The sequence below is a fragment of the Vibrio owensii CAIM 1854 = LMG 25443 genome (assembly GCF_000817815.1).
Classification (GTDB): domain Bacteria; phylum Pseudomonadota; class Gammaproteobacteria; order Enterobacterales; family Vibrionaceae; genus Vibrio; species Vibrio owensii.
Window position 1 is genome coordinate 68114 of record NZ_JPRD01000012.1, and the last position, 17047, is coordinate 85160.

The window sequence follows — 17047 nt, forward strand, 5'->3', positions numbered from 1 at the left end:
GGCCCCAAACTGATTATCAAGTAATCGTTTGCTCCCTATATGTGTGAAGTAATGTCATGGTTCTGTCATTCACTTCACACTAGATTCAAATTGTCATAAATCTTTCACTTTGATTTGATTAAATCCACGCACAATTTTAGTGTTGGATAGAGTTTGGATCTTGAGATTAAAAGAGACCACATTAAGTGAAAAGACATTGACCAATTTAAAGGCGGTCGAGTACCAATGGGTGCGCACCATGTATGTGGAAGGTTATAACGAAGACGAAATTAACCACTACATCCAGACCTGCTTTGGTGGCGATACCACATTTGCCGATCTTTTCCGTCGTGTCGCATTGCAACAGGAGAGTTTGTACACACTGCTGCAATATGTAGGCTGTGCGCCATCTAGCCGCGAGTTTTAAAGCCCTCCCCCTGATTACATCACCGTTCCCTTTCGAATACCCCTACACTAATTATGTGAAGTGATACGCACGGCATTCGGATGCCACTGTGTAATGCATTGCAAACTGGTTAGTCTGTGTCTGTTATAAAGACAAAGTGAATCTATAGGCATAAAAAAACCTGAGTCTAAACTCAGGTTATGGTTACAAGAAACTGTTAGTGATTAAAGCGTAAGGAACTAAGCTAACAGCCAGCTATGCGTAACGCCAATAAAAGCGAGATATTACTGATCGGCGGCCAAACCAAAAGTGTAATATCGATGCTAAATATAAGGGCGACCTAATGGTCGCCCTTTTCTAGTTATTCTTTTGTATCTTAGTGACCAACCAAGATTAACCTTTCACACCACCAGCCGTTAGACCACCAACAAGCCAGCGTTGCGCCAGTAAGAATACTGCTGTGATTGGCACTGCTGAAAGCACTGCTGCTGCCGCAAAGTCGCCCCACAAGTAGTTCTGAGGGTACAAGTACTGCTGCATACCAACCGCAAGAGTGTACGAGTTTACATCAGATAGCAGTAGTGATGCTACCGGAACTTCGCCTATCACCATGATAAATGACAAGATAAACACTACCGCTAAAATTGGCACTGACAGTGGAAGTAGTACCAGACGGAATGCTTGCCAAGGCGTTGCACCATCAAGCGCTGCTGCTTCTTCTAATGAAGAGTCGATACTTTCAAAGTAGCCTTTGATTGTCCATACGTGAAGCGCAATACCACCTAAGTAAGCGAAGATCAAACCACCGTGCGTGTTCAAACCTAGGAACGGAATGTACTGACCTAGCTTGTCAAATAATGCGTATAGGGCAACCAATGCCAATACTGCTGGGAACATTTGGAAGATCATCATCGCTTTCAGGATAGTGTTCTTACCTTTGAACTTCATACGAGCAAACGCATAAGCTGATGTTGTCGATAGCGCCACAATCAAGATAGCTGAGATTCCGCCAACTTTTACTGAGTTCCACAACCAAGTCATGACTGGGAATGGAGGTGGTGTAACTGAACCATCTGCGTTTGTAACTGATATGCCTAGCGCCAGTTTCCAGTGGTCTAGCGTTGGGTTGTCTGGGATAAGGCTACCCGTTGCAAAGTTACCTTCACGGAATGAGATCGCAATGATCATCAACAGTGGGAAGATAATCAGCGCTAGGAACGCCCACATTGCGATATGTGTAGCCCAAACACGATATTTTAATGACTTGCCTTGTACCATTGCCATTGTTCTGTCTCCTTAATCCTGAGCTACTTTAGTAACACGTAGGTTCAATAGTGCTAGTGCGCCAACCAATAGGAAGATAAGCGTTGCAACTGCACTTGCTAGACCGAAGTCTTGACCACCAGCACCTTCAAATGCGATGCGGTACGTGTAGCTTACAAGTAAGTCCGTGTAACCTGCTGGCTCTGATGTGCCAATCATGTTTGGACCACCACCCGTCAATAGCTGGATAAGTACAAAGTTGTTGAAGTTAAACGCGAAGCTAGCAATCAACAGTGGCGTTAATGGTTTCAGCATCATCGGCAATGTAATGCGAGTGAAGTTCGTGATGAAGTTTGCGCCATCAATAGCCGATGCTTCGTACAGATCTTCAGGAATAGCTTTCAGTAACCCCATACAAAGAATCATCATGTAAGGGAAACCCAACCAAGTGTTAACCACTAGGATCATGGTTTTCGCCATGAATGGGTCTGAGAACCACGCAGGGCTAATACCAAACAGCCCTTCCAACAACATGTTGATCTCACCAAAGCTCTGGTTGAAGAGACCTTTGAAGATCAAGATAGAGATAAACGCTGGTACCGCATACGGAAGAATAAGCAGTAATCGGTAAACAGAGCGGCCTTTCAAGGCTTCCCACTGAACGACACTTGCAAGTACCAAACCGATAACCAGTGTACAAACAACGGTCAACGCAGAGAAAACAATCGTCCAGATAAAGATGCTGATGAACGGTTCTTTAATGCCATCATCCTTCCAAACACGTTCAAAGTTGTGCGTACCGATGTTTACCACGAAACCTGGAGAAACCGTGTTACCAACAAACTGACCATTTTCGTCTACTGGTTGGTAGTAGCCCACATCCATATTAGGACGTAGTGTCTCTTGAGTACGATTGTTGTATAGCGTCTCACCATCGTCTTGCAGCGTGTAAAGAGGAACAACTGCCGCAAACTTACGAAGACCGCTCATACGGATGTCATCGCCGTTCGGCATGTGTAAATCAACGCCACTCAGAGCACTGCGGTTTTTAACGATCGTTTTAATCGGTTCTTTATCGCCTGTCGCTTCTGTGATTGGTGTTAAGTCTAAATCCGTTGCAGAGAAACCTTGCAATTCAAAGGTTGGTGTTGCTAAAAGCGCTTCACCTTTCTTCACTACAATTTGGTGACCCTGCTCAGTTTTGTACAGAGTGAACGGGTAGCTGTCGCCACTTTGGTACGTTCTGTCCATCAAAACGGTCTGCGCACGGTCAAAAGAGAGTTGGTTTTTTGCGCTGTAGTTAGTGAATGCAAGACCTATGGTATAAGCCAAAGGGAAAAGGATGAATAAGATCATCCCCGCAATACCTGGGTAGATATAGCGATGAGCGTAGGTCTTTTTACTACCAAAAATAAATAGCGCTAAAGCGGTAAGAATGAGCGTAAGGAGTGCAAACGCAATCTCACCACGAGAATACATAAGGATTGTTGCGTAGCCATTGATAATGCCGACTGTGCCCAATAGTGCCCACTTGATAAACACTTTTTTGCTGCTCGGAAGGCTGGCGTCTGGTGCTGTCATAGCATTTGTACCTTGAACTGACTGCATAGGGAACCTGCTAGCGAATATAGGATAAAAATAGAAAAGTAAGGAGGAGTTGCCCCCTCCTTAAAAGGGTATTACTGAATTATTTAGTCATTTGTTTTTCTGCATCTGCTAGTGCAGCATCTACAGTTTGACGACCGTCAACAACGTTGATGATAGCGTTCTTAGCAGCACCCCAGAATGCGTTCATTTGTGGGATGTTTGGCATGATTTCACCGTTCATCGCATTGTCCATTGTTGCAGCAATACGAGTATCTGAATCTAGCTCTTTTTGGAATGAGTTTAGAGCAACCGCACCAAGTGGCTTATCGTTGTTAACCATACGTAGACCGTCGTTAGTTAGTAGGTAGTTCTCGATGAACTCTACTGCTAGGTCTTTGTTAGGTGATGCAGTGCTGATACCAGCAGTTAGAACACCAACGAATGGCTTAGAAGATTGACCTTGGAACTTAGGTAGCGTTGTTACGCCGTAGTTCACACCAGACTTCTCGATGTTGCCCCATGACCATGGGCCGTTGATAGTCATCGCCGCAGTGCCTTGGTTGAACGCAGACTCAGATACTGAGTAGTCCATATCTGCAGAGATAACGCCTTTGTCTACAAGGCCTTTCACGAAGTTCATTGCGTCTTTCACGCCTTCGTTCGCGATACCAGCATCTTTAACATCGTAACCAGCTGAAGTGTACTTGAATGCGTAACCACCATCAGCAGCCATTAGTGGCCATGTGAAGTACGGTTCTTTTAGGTTCCACATAATTGCAGACTTACCGTCTTTCTTAAGTTTTGCGTCTAGCGCAGCAACTTCTTCCCAAGTCTTAGGTGGGTTTGGAACTAGATCTTTGTTGTAGATAAGAGATAGAGACTCAACCGCTACAGGGTAGCCGATCAATTTGCCGTCGTAACGTACTGCATCCCAAGCGAAATCAACGATACCTTCTTGAACCTCTTTAGAAGGTTTGACTTCAGCAAGTAGACCAGCTTCTGCATAACCACCGAAACGATCGTGTGCCCAGAATACGATATCAGGACCATCACCTGTCGCTGCAGTTTGAGGGAACTTATCTTGTAGGCCGTCTGGGTGAGCCACTGTTACTTTGATACCAGTGTCTTCTTCAAACTTCTTACCAACCTCTGCAAGACCGTTGTAGCCTTTATCACCGTTGATCCAGATAGTAAGTTGTCCTTCTTCGATGGCAGCGTTTGCACCGAAAGAGCCCAGAGCAACAAGAGTACCTAGTGCTGCAGCGCTTAATTTTTTCATGTTCGTATCCTTTTTATATTTTTGATGTAGGGCTAGTCCATTGAGGTTCAGCCGTATTTCGACATATATCATCTGAAATAATCCCATATGTCTCATCCTCCTAATCCCTACGCCCTTGCAATTATGACGTATTTTCGTGATCTGAATCGCCAAGGGTTAGAGACTCAAATCACAAAATGAATACTTCCTGTGATCGATTTCAACTTTAGGTCACGCAATAATGTGACTTCCGCCCAACTCCACCTCTACTCCTACTTTTTGCCTCCTCCCTGCCTACTCCCCCTACAATTATTTCGATTAGGAGGATGTAGCAGTGAACACAATCTTAGAAACTGCAGTCATCCAAGAGTGGATGGTAAGAACCCTTTCCCAGCAGTACCTACCCTATAGGTAAAAAAGATTTGCTGGTTTTTCATTGCCATACGAGTGGAATGTCATTATTGGTGTTGTTTGTGGTAATTATTTCACGGGGGAGACAACACGAATAATGTGGGGGAGAGAAACTCGTATTTGGCTATGGTGGGTAGTGCTCCAGTTCAGGACATTTGGAGTACTACCCTGTTTTTCTTACTAATCACAATAACTTACCGATTCCTACTGTTACTGCTCGCTAGATAATTCATATAATGATGAGCGGTGAATAATAAAAATTGATCGAGGACGAGCTACATGGCGAGTGTCACGTTAAAAAATGTTTGTAAAGCGTATGGCGACGTACTGATTTCTAAGAACGTAGATCTGGAAATCCACGAAGGTGAATTCGTGGTTTTCGTAGGTCCATCAGGTTGTGGTAAATCTACCCTGCTACGTTGTATTGCCGGTCTTGAAGACATTACTTCAGGTGATTTGTATATTGGTGACCAGCGCATGAACGACGTAGAACCATCCAAACGTGGTGTTGGTATGGTATTCCAGTCTTACGCTCTTTACCCACACCTAAACCTATATGACAACATGTCATTTGGTCTGAAACTGGCAAAAGCAGATAAAGCGGAAATGGACAAGCGCGTAGAACACGCTGCTGAAATCCTACAGCTTGGTCACCTGCTGGACCGTCAACCAAAAGCACTTTCTGGCGGTCAACGTCAACGTGTTGCTATCGGTCGTACGTTAGTGTCTCAGCCAGACGTATTCCTTCTTGATGAACCACTATCAAACTTGGACGCGGCACTGCGTGTAAACATGCGTGCTCAAATCACGAAACTTCAGCGCCAACTTGGTTGTACCATGATCTACGTAACGCACGATCAGGTTGAAGCAATGACCATGGCAGACAAAATCGTTGTTCTAGACGGCGGTTACGTTTCGCAAGTTGGTAAGCCTCTTGAGCTTTACCACTACCCACAAAACCGTTTCGTAGCTGGTTTCATCGGCTCTCCAAAAATGAACTTCATGAGTGTATTCATTGAAGAAGTCGAAGCAGAGCGCGTAAAAGTACAACTTTCTAACGGTGTGTCGTTCTGGATTCCAGTCGATGGCACAACAGTTAACCGTGGTGACCGTATGTCACTAGGTATTCGCCCTGAGCACTTAGTTCAAGCGGTTGAAGCTGACGCGACGATTCACGGTGAAGTGATGATCGTTGAAAAACTAGGTAACGAAACTCAGGTTTACCTAAACCTAGAAGGCGCAGACGCTGACGTTATCTACCGTCAACCAGATACACTACCAGTTGAAACTGGTGACAAACTTGAAATTGGTATCCCTGCGTATCGTTGTCATCTATTCCACAGCGATGGCCGTGCATGCCGCCGACTACACAAAGAAAACGGCGTAGATTTCGAGTAAAAACTCTTTCACCTTTGCTTGCTACCAATCCCTCTCATTCGAGAGGGATTTTTTATCCCGCCACTAACGTATTATTTTTATTGAAGAGAAATAATACATTCGACAAGCCTCCACATAAGCCTAAATTTTTATGGGAAATCCATCCATATAATACTTTTTCTCATTCCTACAGCCTAAGTACCAACTTTGTCTTAAACCTCCAAAGTCAGCCCATCCTCTAAATTTCATTCTTATTTCCACTTACCGAAATAACGTGAGTTTTTAAACTTATCTCGAAAATTATAAGAGCCTGAGTTTATAACGTCGGAAGCAAGTCGTCTGAGTACTTCTCTGTCTATTCAAACACTAAATCAACACTATCGAGTTCGGTCGCTGAGGAAAGGTAACGTACCGAAAAGGAAATTAGGATATGAAACATAAAGGACTTATTCGTTCTCATGAGGTGGAATTTGCATTTCTCTATCGCCTCACCGACCTTGCAGTCATCGTCTCATTCATGCTGTTTTTAATTCTGAATGACGCCAACACGTCGATTGAAAAGGACTACGTTATTCTGTCTTTCGTCAGCAGCGTGACTTTCTTCATCATTGCTGAAAGTGGCAAGCTCTACCGTTCTTGGCGAACCAGCTCATTCAAAGACCAAGTCTTCATTGTTTGTGTCTCATGGCTTGTGACATGCGCGTTCTTATTCATGGTTCTCTATTTCTCGCACGTCCATACTCTTTTTGAACGTTATATTCTTGCGACTTGGCTATTGATTACGCCTGTACTTCTCCTCTCATGGCGCACACTCTTTCGAGTAGCGCTGGCTTACATGAGAAAGCTCGGATACAACACACGTACCGCAATCATCATAGGTCAAACACCTCATGGTCTCACCCTTGCCAATGAATTAAAGAATCATGCTGAGCATGGAGTGTTGTTTGATGGTTTCTATGACGAGCGATCTAAAGAGCGTTTACCTGAGTCGGAGTACCCAATCAAAGGCAACGTCGGGCTAGCACTTGAAAGAGCAAAGCGTGGCGAAGTCGATTACGTTTACATCGCGATGCCAATGCATGCGAATGAGCGTATTGCACTGTTTCTGAATCAGTTCTCGGATACTACTGCTAATACCTATCTCATCCCTGATTTCTTCACTTACAACTTACTGCATTCGCGCTGGGATCAAATCGGCCAAGTTCAAACCTTGAGTGTATTTGATACGCCATTTGCAGGCATCTCATCATGGGTAAAAAGACTAGAAGACATCATCTTATCCAGCATCATCTTGCTACTTATCTCCCCAATTTTGCTCGCCATTTCTATCGTCATAAAAGCGACCTCTAAAGGTCCGGTGATCTTCAAACAATTCCGCTACGGTTTGGATGGAAGAAAAATCGAGGTCTGGAAATTTCGCTCAATGACCACGATGGAACAAGGCAGCGACGTAAAACAAGCCACCAAGAATGACCCACGTATCACGCCTTTCGGTGGGTTTCTTCGCCGAACGTCTCTTGATGAGTTACCGCAATTTATCAACGTTCTTCAAGGCACAATGTCCATCGTAGGCCCACGTCCTCATGCGGTTTCGCACAACGAGGAGTACCGTCAGATAGTCGACCGATACATGCTTCGCCACAAAGTAAAACCGGGCATCACTGGCTGGGCTCAAATCAATGGCTATCGCGGTGAAACAGACACGCTCGACAAGATGGAAAAACGCGTCGAGTTCGACTTGGACTACATCCATCACTGGTCAGTTTGGATGGACATCAAGATCATCTTTCTTACGATTTTCAAAGGGTTTACTGGTTCCAATGCGTACTAAGTTCATCAACATGACAAAAGCGGCCGGTTTTGTGTCGATTGCTTTGGCTTCGCTTTCTGCGAACGCTGACCCAATGGCGTATAAAACGGATTCTGGGATTGAGTTCATCCCGACCTTAGGCGTGTTCTACGAAGGTGATGACAACATCAACAAGGCCGATCGTGGAGAGAACATCGAATCAGTCAACATTTGGGGAGTAGAGCCCGCCCTGCTGGCTAAAATTGAACGTAATCAATATCGAGCAAATATCTTGTACAAGCTGAGTGCCGGTTTCTCTTCCGATGAGCAGAATGATTACGACGACCACACCTTTCAATTTACCAACTTTTTCGAGTTCAACCACCGCAATCGTCTAGTGGTTGACTATCAGTTTCGGGCGCAGCATGAAGAAAAAGGGGAAGACTTTACCGAAGGGCAAGGCCGCTTATTAAACGAACCTGTTGAGTTTCATCGCAACGACGTGAAAACAAACTATGTATTTGGCTCTGAAGGCTCAAAAGGTAGGCTGGAATTGGGTGTTGGCTATCGAGACAAAACTTACCAAAACTACCGTGATGGCTTGCCGGGAAAACCTGACGCCAAGACCAAATACAACGACTTTCGCGCCCCAAACGCGCACCTAGAGTTTTATCTTCGAGCAACACCAAGAACATATTGGTTGGTTGGTACTCAACAAATGACCACCGATTACCTTTCAGACAATCCTTCAGTGCCATCAAAAGACAGTTACTCTGGTTTCTACTACACCGGTGCACAGTGGGAAGTCACAGGGAAAACCAAAGGTATCGCCCGTTTAGGTTATCAAATTAAAGACTTTGACAGTCATCAACGCGAGACCTTTAACGGCTTCAGTTGGGACATAGGTTTAGAGTGGCTACCTCAAGAGCACTCGTTGATTACGCTCAAAACCACTCAAGCCGCAGTGAGCCCAGATCAAGATGGTGATTACGACTTACAAACTCGCTATCAGTTAAACCTCAAGCACGATTGGAATAGTTATCTCACGACACGCTTAGGTGCGCTTTATCAAGAGGATGACTATACCGGTGTCACTCGTAAAGAAGAACGCTATGCCCTCTCTGCCGGGCTCGATTACCAAATCAAACGATGGGTTTTACTTCAAGCAGATTGGCGCTACCAAGATAAGAGCTCCAACTGGCAAGGCTACAGCTTTGACCAAAACGTTTGGTCTCTCAGTGCTCGATTCTCTTTGTAACAAGGAATGTGAATGAACTTACTAGCAACGTTATTTGGCTTGGTACTTGTGCTTCTTAGCACACCTTCTTTTGCCAGTGCCAATGAGCAAGATTACTTACTCGACACTGGTGACACCATCTCGGTTCAAGTCTACGGCGAGGAAGATCTTTCTATAAAGAACATCCTGATTACTTCCGACGGCTATTTTGATTACCCATACCTTGGACGCATCAAGGCCATCAACAAAACTCCTAAACAGCTTAAATACGAAATAGAAACGGGATTAAAAGGCGACTACCTGATAAACCCAAAGGTAATGGTAACCATCAATAGTTTTCGACTTTTCTACGTCAATGGCGAAGTGAGAAAACCTGGGGGATTTGAATATCAACCCGGTTTAACCATAGAGAAAGCTATCGCCCTTGCCGGTGGCTTAACCGATAGAGCCTCTCGCAAAAGCATTAACTTAACCCAACACAACACGGGTAAAACCGTGGAAAGCGTCAGCATGCAGCGCTCTGTAGAACCTGGCGACATTGTATTTATCGATCAGAGCTTCTTCTAATGACAGGCAATTCAATGAACGGAACTCATTCTACTCATCCTTCTTCGAATCACGTCGAGTTGATTCGTTTTGGGCATCACTTTAGAACACTCCAAAAATACTGGTTGAGCATCCTCGCTTTCACCATCATTTTTTCTTTGACCTGTACTTGGTATATCTATTCTAAGAAGTCGGTCTACCAAGCCACGGCAACCCTTCTTATCCAAGAAGAACAAAAAAGCGCCCTTTCGATAGAAGAAGTTTACGGTGTAGATACGACCAAAAAAGAGTACTTCCAAACTCAAATTGCGATCCTGAAATCAAACCATATCGCAGACAAAGTGATCACACAGTTGAACTTAACCAAGCATCCCGAGTTCACCAGTGCCAGCGGCTTAAAGCAGAAAATAGATGAAGTAAAAGCCATCCCATTTGTACAGGACTTACTTCATGTTGCACCGAATCCAAAGGAAACCTCGCAACACACTAAGCCTTATTATCAAGCACTCCAAACCTTCAAGAGAAAGCTTGAGATTGAGCCTGTACGCAATACTCAGTTGGTGAGAATTCGTTTCCGCTCGACTGACCCTCAATTAGCGACAACCATTGCAAACGCCGTTGGTCAGGCTTATATCGACGCCAACTTCGAAGCAAAGCTCGTTGTGACACAAAATGCAGCGACTTGGTTAACCAATAACTCACAGAAGCTCGAAGAACGATTAAGAGCTTCTGAACAAGCTTTACAAGACTTCTTGATGCAGGAAGGACTCATCGATATTAATGGCATTGATGATATTTACGCTAACGAACTCGAAGAACTCAACCGTAAATTGAACGCCGCAGTCAATAAACGTATCGAAGCCCAAACTCTGATTGAATTGCTAAAACGTAAGTCATCTCAAGACTTAGATAGCCTATTGTCGATCGACGAATTTGCCAACCAAGCACAGATCCGTGATTTAAAGCTTTCAGAAGCCCAAGCGGCCAAAAACGTCTCTGAACTCTCTCAACGATACGGTCCAAAACACGATCGTATGATCCAAGCGAAAGCACAGTTAGCTTCGATTCAAGCAAGAACGCAACGACTGATTCGCGAAATTTCCTTTAGTAAACAACAAGACTTACTCGCTGCTAAGTCACAAGAAGATTTGTTACGAGCAGAACTAGACAGCAAAAAGTCTGATTTCCAAATGTTGGGCTCACAAAAAGCGCGTTACGAACAACTCAAGCGCGAAGTGGAATCAAACAAAGACTTGTACGAAGCATTCTTAAACCGCGAAAAAGAGACGAACGCAACCAGCGATTACAAAAACGTTACAGCGCGATTTACCGATCCTGCAATCGTGCCACTCTTCCCTATTGCACCTCAACGCATGAAATTAGTCCTGATTGCGACCCTCTTTGGCTTCGCTATCGCGTGCGCGCTTGTGATCATCTTGGAAACATTACGAGAAGTGATTCGCATCTCATCGGATGTACAAGACAAACTTGGAGTCACTTGCCTTGGCACTATCCCAAAGGTGAAAAAACGCAGCTTAAAACAAGGCGGAGTGACCTATTCGGCATACTTAGATCAGGATGAAAAACTATTTAGTGAAGCTTGTCGCTCGGTTCGAACCTCACTATTGCTGAGATTGACCAACACGAGGCAAAAAGTATTGCCCTTTACTTCTGCTATACCGGAAGAAGGCAAAACATCCACCAGCATCAATATGGCAGTCTCTTTCTCGACTATGGAGAAGGTGCTACTTATTGATTGCGACTTACGCAGACCATCATTGGCTAAGCGATTCAATCTTCCTGAATCAAACCCGGGACTGACCAATATCCTCACCATGGATACGCCTTTGAGTGAGTGTATTGTTCGTAGTGACGAAGCGAACTTGGATGTGTTGCCGGCAGGCATTATTCCACCAAACCCGCAAGAGTTATTAGCTTCCGAGCGGTTCGAGAAACTCCTTGAGTACCTCAAGAGTAAATACGACCGCATCATCATCGATACCCCGCCACTGCTCTCGGTGAGCGACGCGTTAATCCTTGGGCAAAAAGCCAACGGACTGATTACGGTCATTCGATCTGAATCCACCAAAGCATCACTGGTTAATGTGGCGTTATCCAAACAAATTCAACATTCAATACCATCACTTGGCGTTCTGATCACTCAAGCAAAATCTAAGGAAGGAGAAGCGCTTTATGTCCAAAAATACGCCTACTAATCAAAGTATGCAGTGGTATCAGCTTCTCAAAAGCCAAGCAGAACCTGTACTCATTTATCAAATGGGCAAAGTGGGCTCTAGCGCACTGGAAAAGTCGATCCCAAATTCGCTTCACCTGCACGATTTGATGTCGATTGAAGCTGGTAAACAGATTTCACCCGTTCGAGCTCAGCTGCATAAACCCATCACTAACCATGTGAAACGCATTTTGAAGCGAGCCATCATGGTCAATATGCTTAAGCGTAAGCAACAAGTACGTATTATCTCCCTAGTTAGAGAGCCGGTGGGTCGAAACATCTCCATGTTCTTTCAGTCACTACCGTTTTGGATGGCGGATAAGTACCTGAAAGACGACAGTGCAGTGCGTTCCGAACGCCCTCAATTGCTTCATGAAGCGTTTGAAGAACACGTAAACCACCAATATCCGCTCCAGTGGTTTGATAATGAAATCAAAGCGCTGACAGGCATCGATGTTTTCGCTCAGCCTTTCGATCAAGAGCTTGGTTATCAAACCTATCAAAATCGTAACTTCTCACTCATGGTGATTCGTATCGATAAGCTCGATCAATCACAACAGGCTATTAGTGATTTCCTGCAACAAGACGTCACTGTCGTTCACGAAAACCAAGCCGACAACAAATGGTATTCGCCATTGATTAAAGAGTTTAAAAGCTCATATCAGCCAAAATCCGAGTTTGTTGAAGAAATGCTTTCGTCAACGCTGACTAGGCATTTCTTTACCGCGCCTGAAATTGAAAAGTTCAAACAAAAGTATCTAGCGGCCAAGTCATGAAAACTAAAATACTTCACATTATCAATGATTTATCTAAGAACGGCGGCGCTCAAAAGTTTCTCGTTGATTTGGTTATGGAGCACACATCTGAGTATGAGATCAAAGTTCTCGTACTCTGTGATGACAACGATTATTTAGAGCAACTCACTTCCAAGAACATTGAATGCTTTAACTGGCAAACCCTCTCTCTCAAAGAGAAATGGACGCTATTGCGCTGGCCAGATCTCGTGCATGGGCATTTATACCCATCAATCTACCTCGCATTACTCGCTGTTGGTAAAAAGCGAATTCAGACCGAGCATTGCTCATACAATCGCCGTCGTGACTATCCATTGTTTAAGTTTATGGAATTCCTTCTGTATCGCGGCCATAACCTTACAGTGAGCATCAGTGAAAAAGTACAAGAAGAGCTGGTAAAGTTCATGCCGCATTTTGAACATAAATACCGTGTCGTGCATAACGGTGTGGATTTAGCTCGCTTTCCTCTTACGGTAAAATCAGGCAGTCAACTTATGGGCAAATCGACAATCAACATCGGAATGGTGGGCCGTCTGCATGAACACAAAGATCATGAGACGCTGATTCGCGCCACTGCCCAACTCCCCTCACACTATCATCTCCACTTAGCGGGGGATGGCGTTAAGCGAAGTGAACTCGAATCTCTAAGCCAAGAGCTCAATATTACTCAGCGCGTTCACTTCCATGGTGTTGTCTCGGACATTCCCGCCTTCTTGTCTGATATGGACGTATATGTTCAGTCTTCACATGTGGAAGGCTTCGGTTTAGCCGCGGTTGAAGCCATGGCTGCTGGTTTGCCTGTTCTCTCTTCTGATGTGCCTGGGCTAGATGAAGTCATGGGTAGCGATACTTACCTATTTAAAGTCGGCCAACCAGACCAACTAGCCGAGAAACTCACGCAGCTATGTAACACCGCAGAGCTTTACCAACAAGCGAGCGAATATTCAGTGAATCGCGCCAAGCTCTACACTATCGACAAGTTCCGAGATGGATACTATGGCATTTACCAACAACTTTGCGGCAGCAAGTAACCGTATCGCTCTACTGGCGGCGATAACTCTGGCTCTTTTCTTTGTTCCAGTAAAAGTTAGAGCCGGTGGAGTTGCATTAGCACCGTCTGATATTGCGAGTTTGCTGTCATTAGGATTAGCAGCGCTTGTGGTGATTGAAGGTAAGGCGTATAAGCTGTTTCACCCTTGTATCGGCTTCTTACTGCTGTTTATCAGCTACGTATTTATCAATGGCCTTCTCAACCGTGTCCCTCTACTACCGTTGATTACCGAGACGGTACAATGGATAGCGATCCTCAGTCTGTTAGGAGTGCTGTTCGCCTATGGAGTATTTGATGATGAACGGGTAATGGTATACCTCACTTATTGTCTTGCGCTGATTTGCTCTCTGGTGGCTGCATGGCACTTCGCGCAAGGTTACCACAGTGGTTTTAAGCTACTTGGCGTAAGTAAGTATGCTTTCGGCGTGCTCTGTTCCCTACTCTATTTATATCGTGACCGAATTAGAGCGTTCCCTTTCTTAATGCTGTTGGCTTTTGCACTTCTTCTACTCTCACAAGAGAGAAAAGCACTACTCGGTTTCTGTTTATTAGTCTTTGTTGATCAATTGGTTATTAAAAGGCTGATACGTCAGACTATTAGCGAGACTTATACATGGACAGTGTTAATCGCGAGCGCCTTAATTGTATTGGCAACCGTCTCTACCACCCTTTATTTTGGCTTTGATCAGTTCGCAGACAAGCTTGAAATCACCGAAGAAGACATCCTGTTCGCGAATCAAAGTGAAGCTCGTTGGGTCTCCAATTTACACCGTAAATTGCTGCTAGCAAATGGCTTAGACATCTTACTTCAACACCCTATTTTAGGCGTTGGGGCAAAGATGCTACCTAACTATATGATCAACTACTTCAATTACGATGAGCTCGCGATTTACACCCACAACTTCATTCTCGACACTTCAATCGAATACGGCTTGCTTGGTATCGCTTTGTTGTTTGGTGGTTATTTCTTATTTATGAAGTTTTGCTTCAACACATTGAAAGACAATAGAAAAAGCCTATTACTTTCCATCTATGCACTGATTATGGTGTTTTTCGTTGCCGTTAACACCACCATCATTTTAATACTTTTACTACCCGTCATGATGAGCAAAAAACGGCATCATAGCCTTCAGACAGAACAGCAAAAACAAACTGATCATCACCATCAATCTGAATTACCGATTCCGCCAATAACAAACAATCAATAAACGCCGCGGAACAACGAATTTATAGTTATCAAGGATAGGATAAATGAAATATTCAATCTCTCGACAATTTGAAAAAAACCGAGAACTTCAAGCCGACAATTTCGTATTGGTTTATCAAATGGGCAAAGTCGGCTCTTCGTCTATTGAGCACACGTTAGGTGAAAGAAAAATACCGAGTTACCACATCCATACCTTTGATGATCATGAAGAATTTCACATGTATCACAACAAAAAGGATGTAAGTAAGTTCTTTGATTTTAAAAATCGCACCATGTATCGCTTAGTCTTAAACAAACGTAAACGCATCTTACAAAAACGCGAACACATTAAAATCGTTACACTCGTTCGTGATCCTATCGCGACCGTTTTCTCTCGATTTTTCCAAGACTTACATCTTCAGTTCATTGAAGGTAAGAAAAATGACGCGATTCATCGCGATATGGATGTGACCTACAAACACTTGGAGCATTGCTTCGATAACTACATCAACCTGAATTACTTCGCTAACTGGTTTGATAACGAACTTAAGCGCAACTTCAACATTGATGTGTTACGCCAAGAACTGGATAACACACAACCTTTCTATACGTTTAACAACGATCAAGCGAGCGTTATCCTGATCAAATGTGAGCAACTGAGCTCACTCGATCAAGAGATTGGTGAGTTTCTTCAACTTGATGACTTCATTCTTAAAAACAGTAATGAGGCAAAGAATAAGTGGTATTCCAACATCCACCAGTACTTCAAAGAACACTACGACTTTTCCAAGCTTTTTTACATGTATGACCTCCCTCTTTATCGCCATGTTTACTCAGAACAAGAGCGTGAAGCTTTCAAAAATAAGTGGAAGCAAACACCAGGGACAAAGTCAGCATGAAAAAAGTATTACACATTACCGAAGCCTTTGGTGGCGGGGTTCAAACGGCACTTTATAGCTACGTCCATTCGTCACGTTCTGAACCTTTCGAGCACTCATTGCTCGCCCGTGCACGCTCAAATGATATGACGAACGAATCCAGTAATCATGTCTTCCAACATACGAAATGGGTCGAAGGTGGCTTATTGCAATTTATGAAAGATGCGAATGCATTTATCAGTGAATTGAAGCCAGATATTGTTCATTTGCATTCAAGTAAAGCGGGCTTCTTAGGACGCTTTTTAAAGATCGGCCATGCCCGTTTAATCTACACACCGCATTGTTATGCGTTTGAGCGTGAAGATATCTCCGGTTTTGCTCGTCACGTATATAAGACGTTAGAAAAAGTCCAAATGAACAAGATTGATGTTGTTGCAGGTTGCAGTCAGCGTGAGTGCGATTTGGCTGTCAGCATTGGTGCAAAACGAGCAGAGTTGCTCAATAACTACGTCACTTATGAGAGTAACGTACGACCAAAAAGCGAAACGCTATCCAGCTTAAAACTTGTGGTACTTGGTCGAGTAGCGCCGCAAAAAGATCCGCAATTCCTGCTCGACACGTTAAGTCATATCAAACAATCCGACCTAACACGCGAGTTCGATATCACTTGGATTGGCGGAGGTGATACAGAACTCGAAGATCAGTTGCGTAGTCATGGGATAACAGTAACAGGGATGATTCCACGTAATGAAGTCGTGAGCTTACTGAAAAACTCAGATTTGTATTTGCATACCGCCGCTTGGGAAGGAATGCCACTCACCATCCTTGAAGCAGCAAAAATGCATTTACCTATGGTTATTCGTTCTATCGGCGCAACGAAAGACCTGAATTATCCCTTCTTAGCACAAAGTCCTCATGACATGGCGAAGCAGTTGACTCATTGCATCAACCATTACCATGAAATTGACTTTCATCCATACACGATTGGGCTCAACGAAACGTTCAGTGAAGAGAAACAACGTTTAGCGTTAAACAGCATCTATAACTAAGGT

At 44.1% G+C, this 17047-nt stretch carries 14 protein-coding genes; 11 read left to right on the top strand and 3 right to left on the bottom strand.

Annotated elements, in window-relative coordinates:
- The first annotated feature begins 160 nt into the window (after positions 1-160).
- On the top strand, positions 161-406 hold the full coding sequence (locus H735_RS07085; protein WP_027726536.1) for a hypothetical protein: 246 nt from the start codon (positions 161-163) through the stop codon (positions 404-406).
- A 372-nt stretch (positions 407-778) separates the two neighbouring features.
- On the opposite strand, the gene malG is transcribed toward H735_RS07085, so the two are convergent.
- The 3 genes from malG to malE form a co-directional block, all read right to left on the bottom strand.
- Complete coding sequence (gene malG / locus H735_RS07090) at positions 779-1669, bottom strand: maltose ABC transporter permease MalG (protein ID WP_020194055.1); 891 nt, start codon at positions 1667-1669, stop codon at positions 779-781.
- 12 nt (positions 1670-1681) lie between these two features.
- Positions 1682-3256, bottom strand: coding sequence for a maltose ABC transporter permease MalF (malF, locus tag H735_RS07095; protein WP_009704860.1), 1575 nt, complete (start codon positions 3254-3256; stop codon positions 1682-1684).
- Between the two features lie 79 nt (positions 3257-3335).
- Entirely contained in the window at positions 3336-4514 is a 1179-nt protein-coding gene (gene malE, locus H735_RS07100) for a maltose/maltodextrin ABC transporter substrate-binding protein MalE (protein ID WP_020194053.1), read from the bottom strand.
- A gap of 669 nt (positions 4515-5183) precedes the next feature.
- Here malE and malK point away from each other — a divergent pair.
- The 10 genes from malK to H735_RS07150 all read left to right on the top strand — a co-directional run bounded on the left by malK (position 5184) and on the right by H735_RS07150 (position 17044).
- Positions 5184-6302, top strand: a complete 1119-nt coding sequence (gene malK, locus H735_RS07105) for a maltose/maltodextrin ABC transporter ATP-binding protein MalK (RefSeq protein ID WP_005441167.1) — start codon at positions 5184-5186, stop codon at positions 6300-6302.
- Positions 6303-6711: 409 nt separating this feature from the next.
- Positions 6712-8112 (top strand): undecaprenyl-phosphate glucose phosphotransferase, encoded by a 1401-nt coding sequence (locus H735_RS07110; RefSeq protein WP_020194052.1) that lies wholly within the window; start codon positions 6712-6714, stop codon positions 8110-8112.
- Positions 8102-9328 (top strand): outer membrane beta-barrel protein, encoded by a 1227-nt coding sequence (locus tag H735_RS07115; protein WP_020194051.1) that lies wholly within the window; start codon positions 8102-8104, stop codon positions 9326-9328. Before H735_RS07110 ends, H735_RS07115 begins: the two co-directional genes overlap by 11 nt.
- Positions 9329-9340: 12 nt before the next feature.
- On the top strand, positions 9341-9874 hold the full coding sequence (locus H735_RS07120; RefSeq protein ID WP_005441171.1) for a polysaccharide biosynthesis/export family protein: 534 nt from the start codon (positions 9341-9343) through the stop codon (positions 9872-9874).
- Entirely contained in the window at positions 9874-12069 is a 2196-nt protein-coding gene (locus H735_RS07125) for a GumC family protein (protein ID WP_020194050.1), read from the top strand. The genes H735_RS07120 and H735_RS07125 overlap by 1 nt, the downstream gene beginning before the upstream one ends.
- Positions 12047-12862: a putative capsular polysaccharide synthesis family protein gene (locus H735_RS07130; protein WP_020194049.1), complete on the top strand. Its 816-nt coding sequence runs from the start codon at positions 12047-12049 to the stop codon at positions 12860-12862. The genes H735_RS07125 and H735_RS07130 overlap by 23 nt, the downstream gene beginning before the upstream one ends.
- Positions 12859-13911, top strand: a complete 1053-nt coding sequence (locus H735_RS07135) for a glycosyltransferase (protein ID WP_020194048.1) — start codon at positions 12859-12861, stop codon at positions 13909-13911. The genes H735_RS07130 and H735_RS07135 overlap by 4 nt, the downstream gene beginning before the upstream one ends.
- Positions 13877-15139: an O-antigen ligase family protein gene (locus H735_RS07140; RefSeq protein ID WP_020194047.1), complete on the top strand. Its 1263-nt coding sequence runs from the start codon at positions 13877-13879 to the stop codon at positions 15137-15139. The genes H735_RS07135 and H735_RS07140 overlap by 35 nt, the downstream gene beginning before the upstream one ends.
- Positions 15140-15182: 43 nt before the next feature.
- On the top strand, positions 15183-16016 hold the full coding sequence (locus H735_RS07145; RefSeq protein ID WP_005441181.1) for a putative capsular polysaccharide synthesis family protein: 834 nt from the start codon (positions 15183-15185) through the stop codon (positions 16014-16016).
- The gene (locus H735_RS07150; RefSeq protein ID WP_020194046.1) at positions 16013-17044 is read left to right on the top strand and encodes a glycosyltransferase; all 1032 of its coding nucleotides are present in this window, start codon (positions 16013-16015) and stop codon (positions 17042-17044) included. The genes H735_RS07145 and H735_RS07150 overlap by 4 nt, the downstream gene beginning before the upstream one ends.
- Positions 17045-17047: the final 3 nt, after the last annotated feature.

Coding starts and splice junctions, on each gene's coding strand:
- malG (WP_020194055.1), bottom strand. CDS start 1,669: ATGGCAATGGTACAAGGCAAGTCATTAAAATATCGTGTTTGGGCTACA.
- malF (WP_009704860.1), bottom strand. CDS start 3,256: ATGCAGTCAGTTCAAGGTACAAATGCTATGACAGCACCAGACGCCAGC.
- malE (WP_020194053.1), bottom strand. CDS start 4,514: ATGAAAAAATTAAGCGCTGCAGCACTAGGTACTCTTGTTGCTCTGGGC.
- malK (WP_005441167.1), top strand. CDS start 5,184: ATGGCGAGTGTCACGTTAAAAAATGTTTGTAAAGCGTATGGCGACGTA.
- H735_RS07110 (WP_020194052.1), top strand. CDS start 6,712: ATGAAACATAAAGGACTTATTCGTTCTCATGAGGTGGAATTTGCATTT.
- H735_RS07115 (WP_020194051.1), top strand. CDS start 8,102: ATGCGTACTAAGTTCATCAACATGACAAAAGCGGCCGGTTTTGTGTCG.
- H735_RS07120 (WP_005441171.1), top strand. CDS start 9,341: ATGAACTTACTAGCAACGTTATTTGGCTTGGTACTTGTGCTTCTTAGC.
- H735_RS07125 (WP_020194050.1), top strand. CDS start 9,874: ATGACAGGCAATTCAATGAACGGAACTCATTCTACTCATCCTTCTTCG.
- H735_RS07130 (WP_020194049.1), top strand. CDS start 12,047: ATGTCCAAAAATACGCCTACTAATCAAAGTATGCAGTGGTATCAGCTT.
- H735_RS07135 (WP_020194048.1), top strand. CDS start 12,859: ATGAAAACTAAAATACTTCACATTATCAATGATTTATCTAAGAACGGC.
- H735_RS07140 (WP_020194047.1), top strand. CDS start 13,877: ATGGCATTTACCAACAACTTTGCGGCAGCAAGTAACCGTATCGCTCTA.
- H735_RS07145 (WP_005441181.1), top strand. CDS start 15,183: ATGAAATATTCAATCTCTCGACAATTTGAAAAAAACCGAGAACTTCAA.
- H735_RS07150 (WP_020194046.1), top strand. CDS start 16,013: ATGAAAAAAGTATTACACATTACCGAAGCCTTTGGTGGCGGGGTTCAA.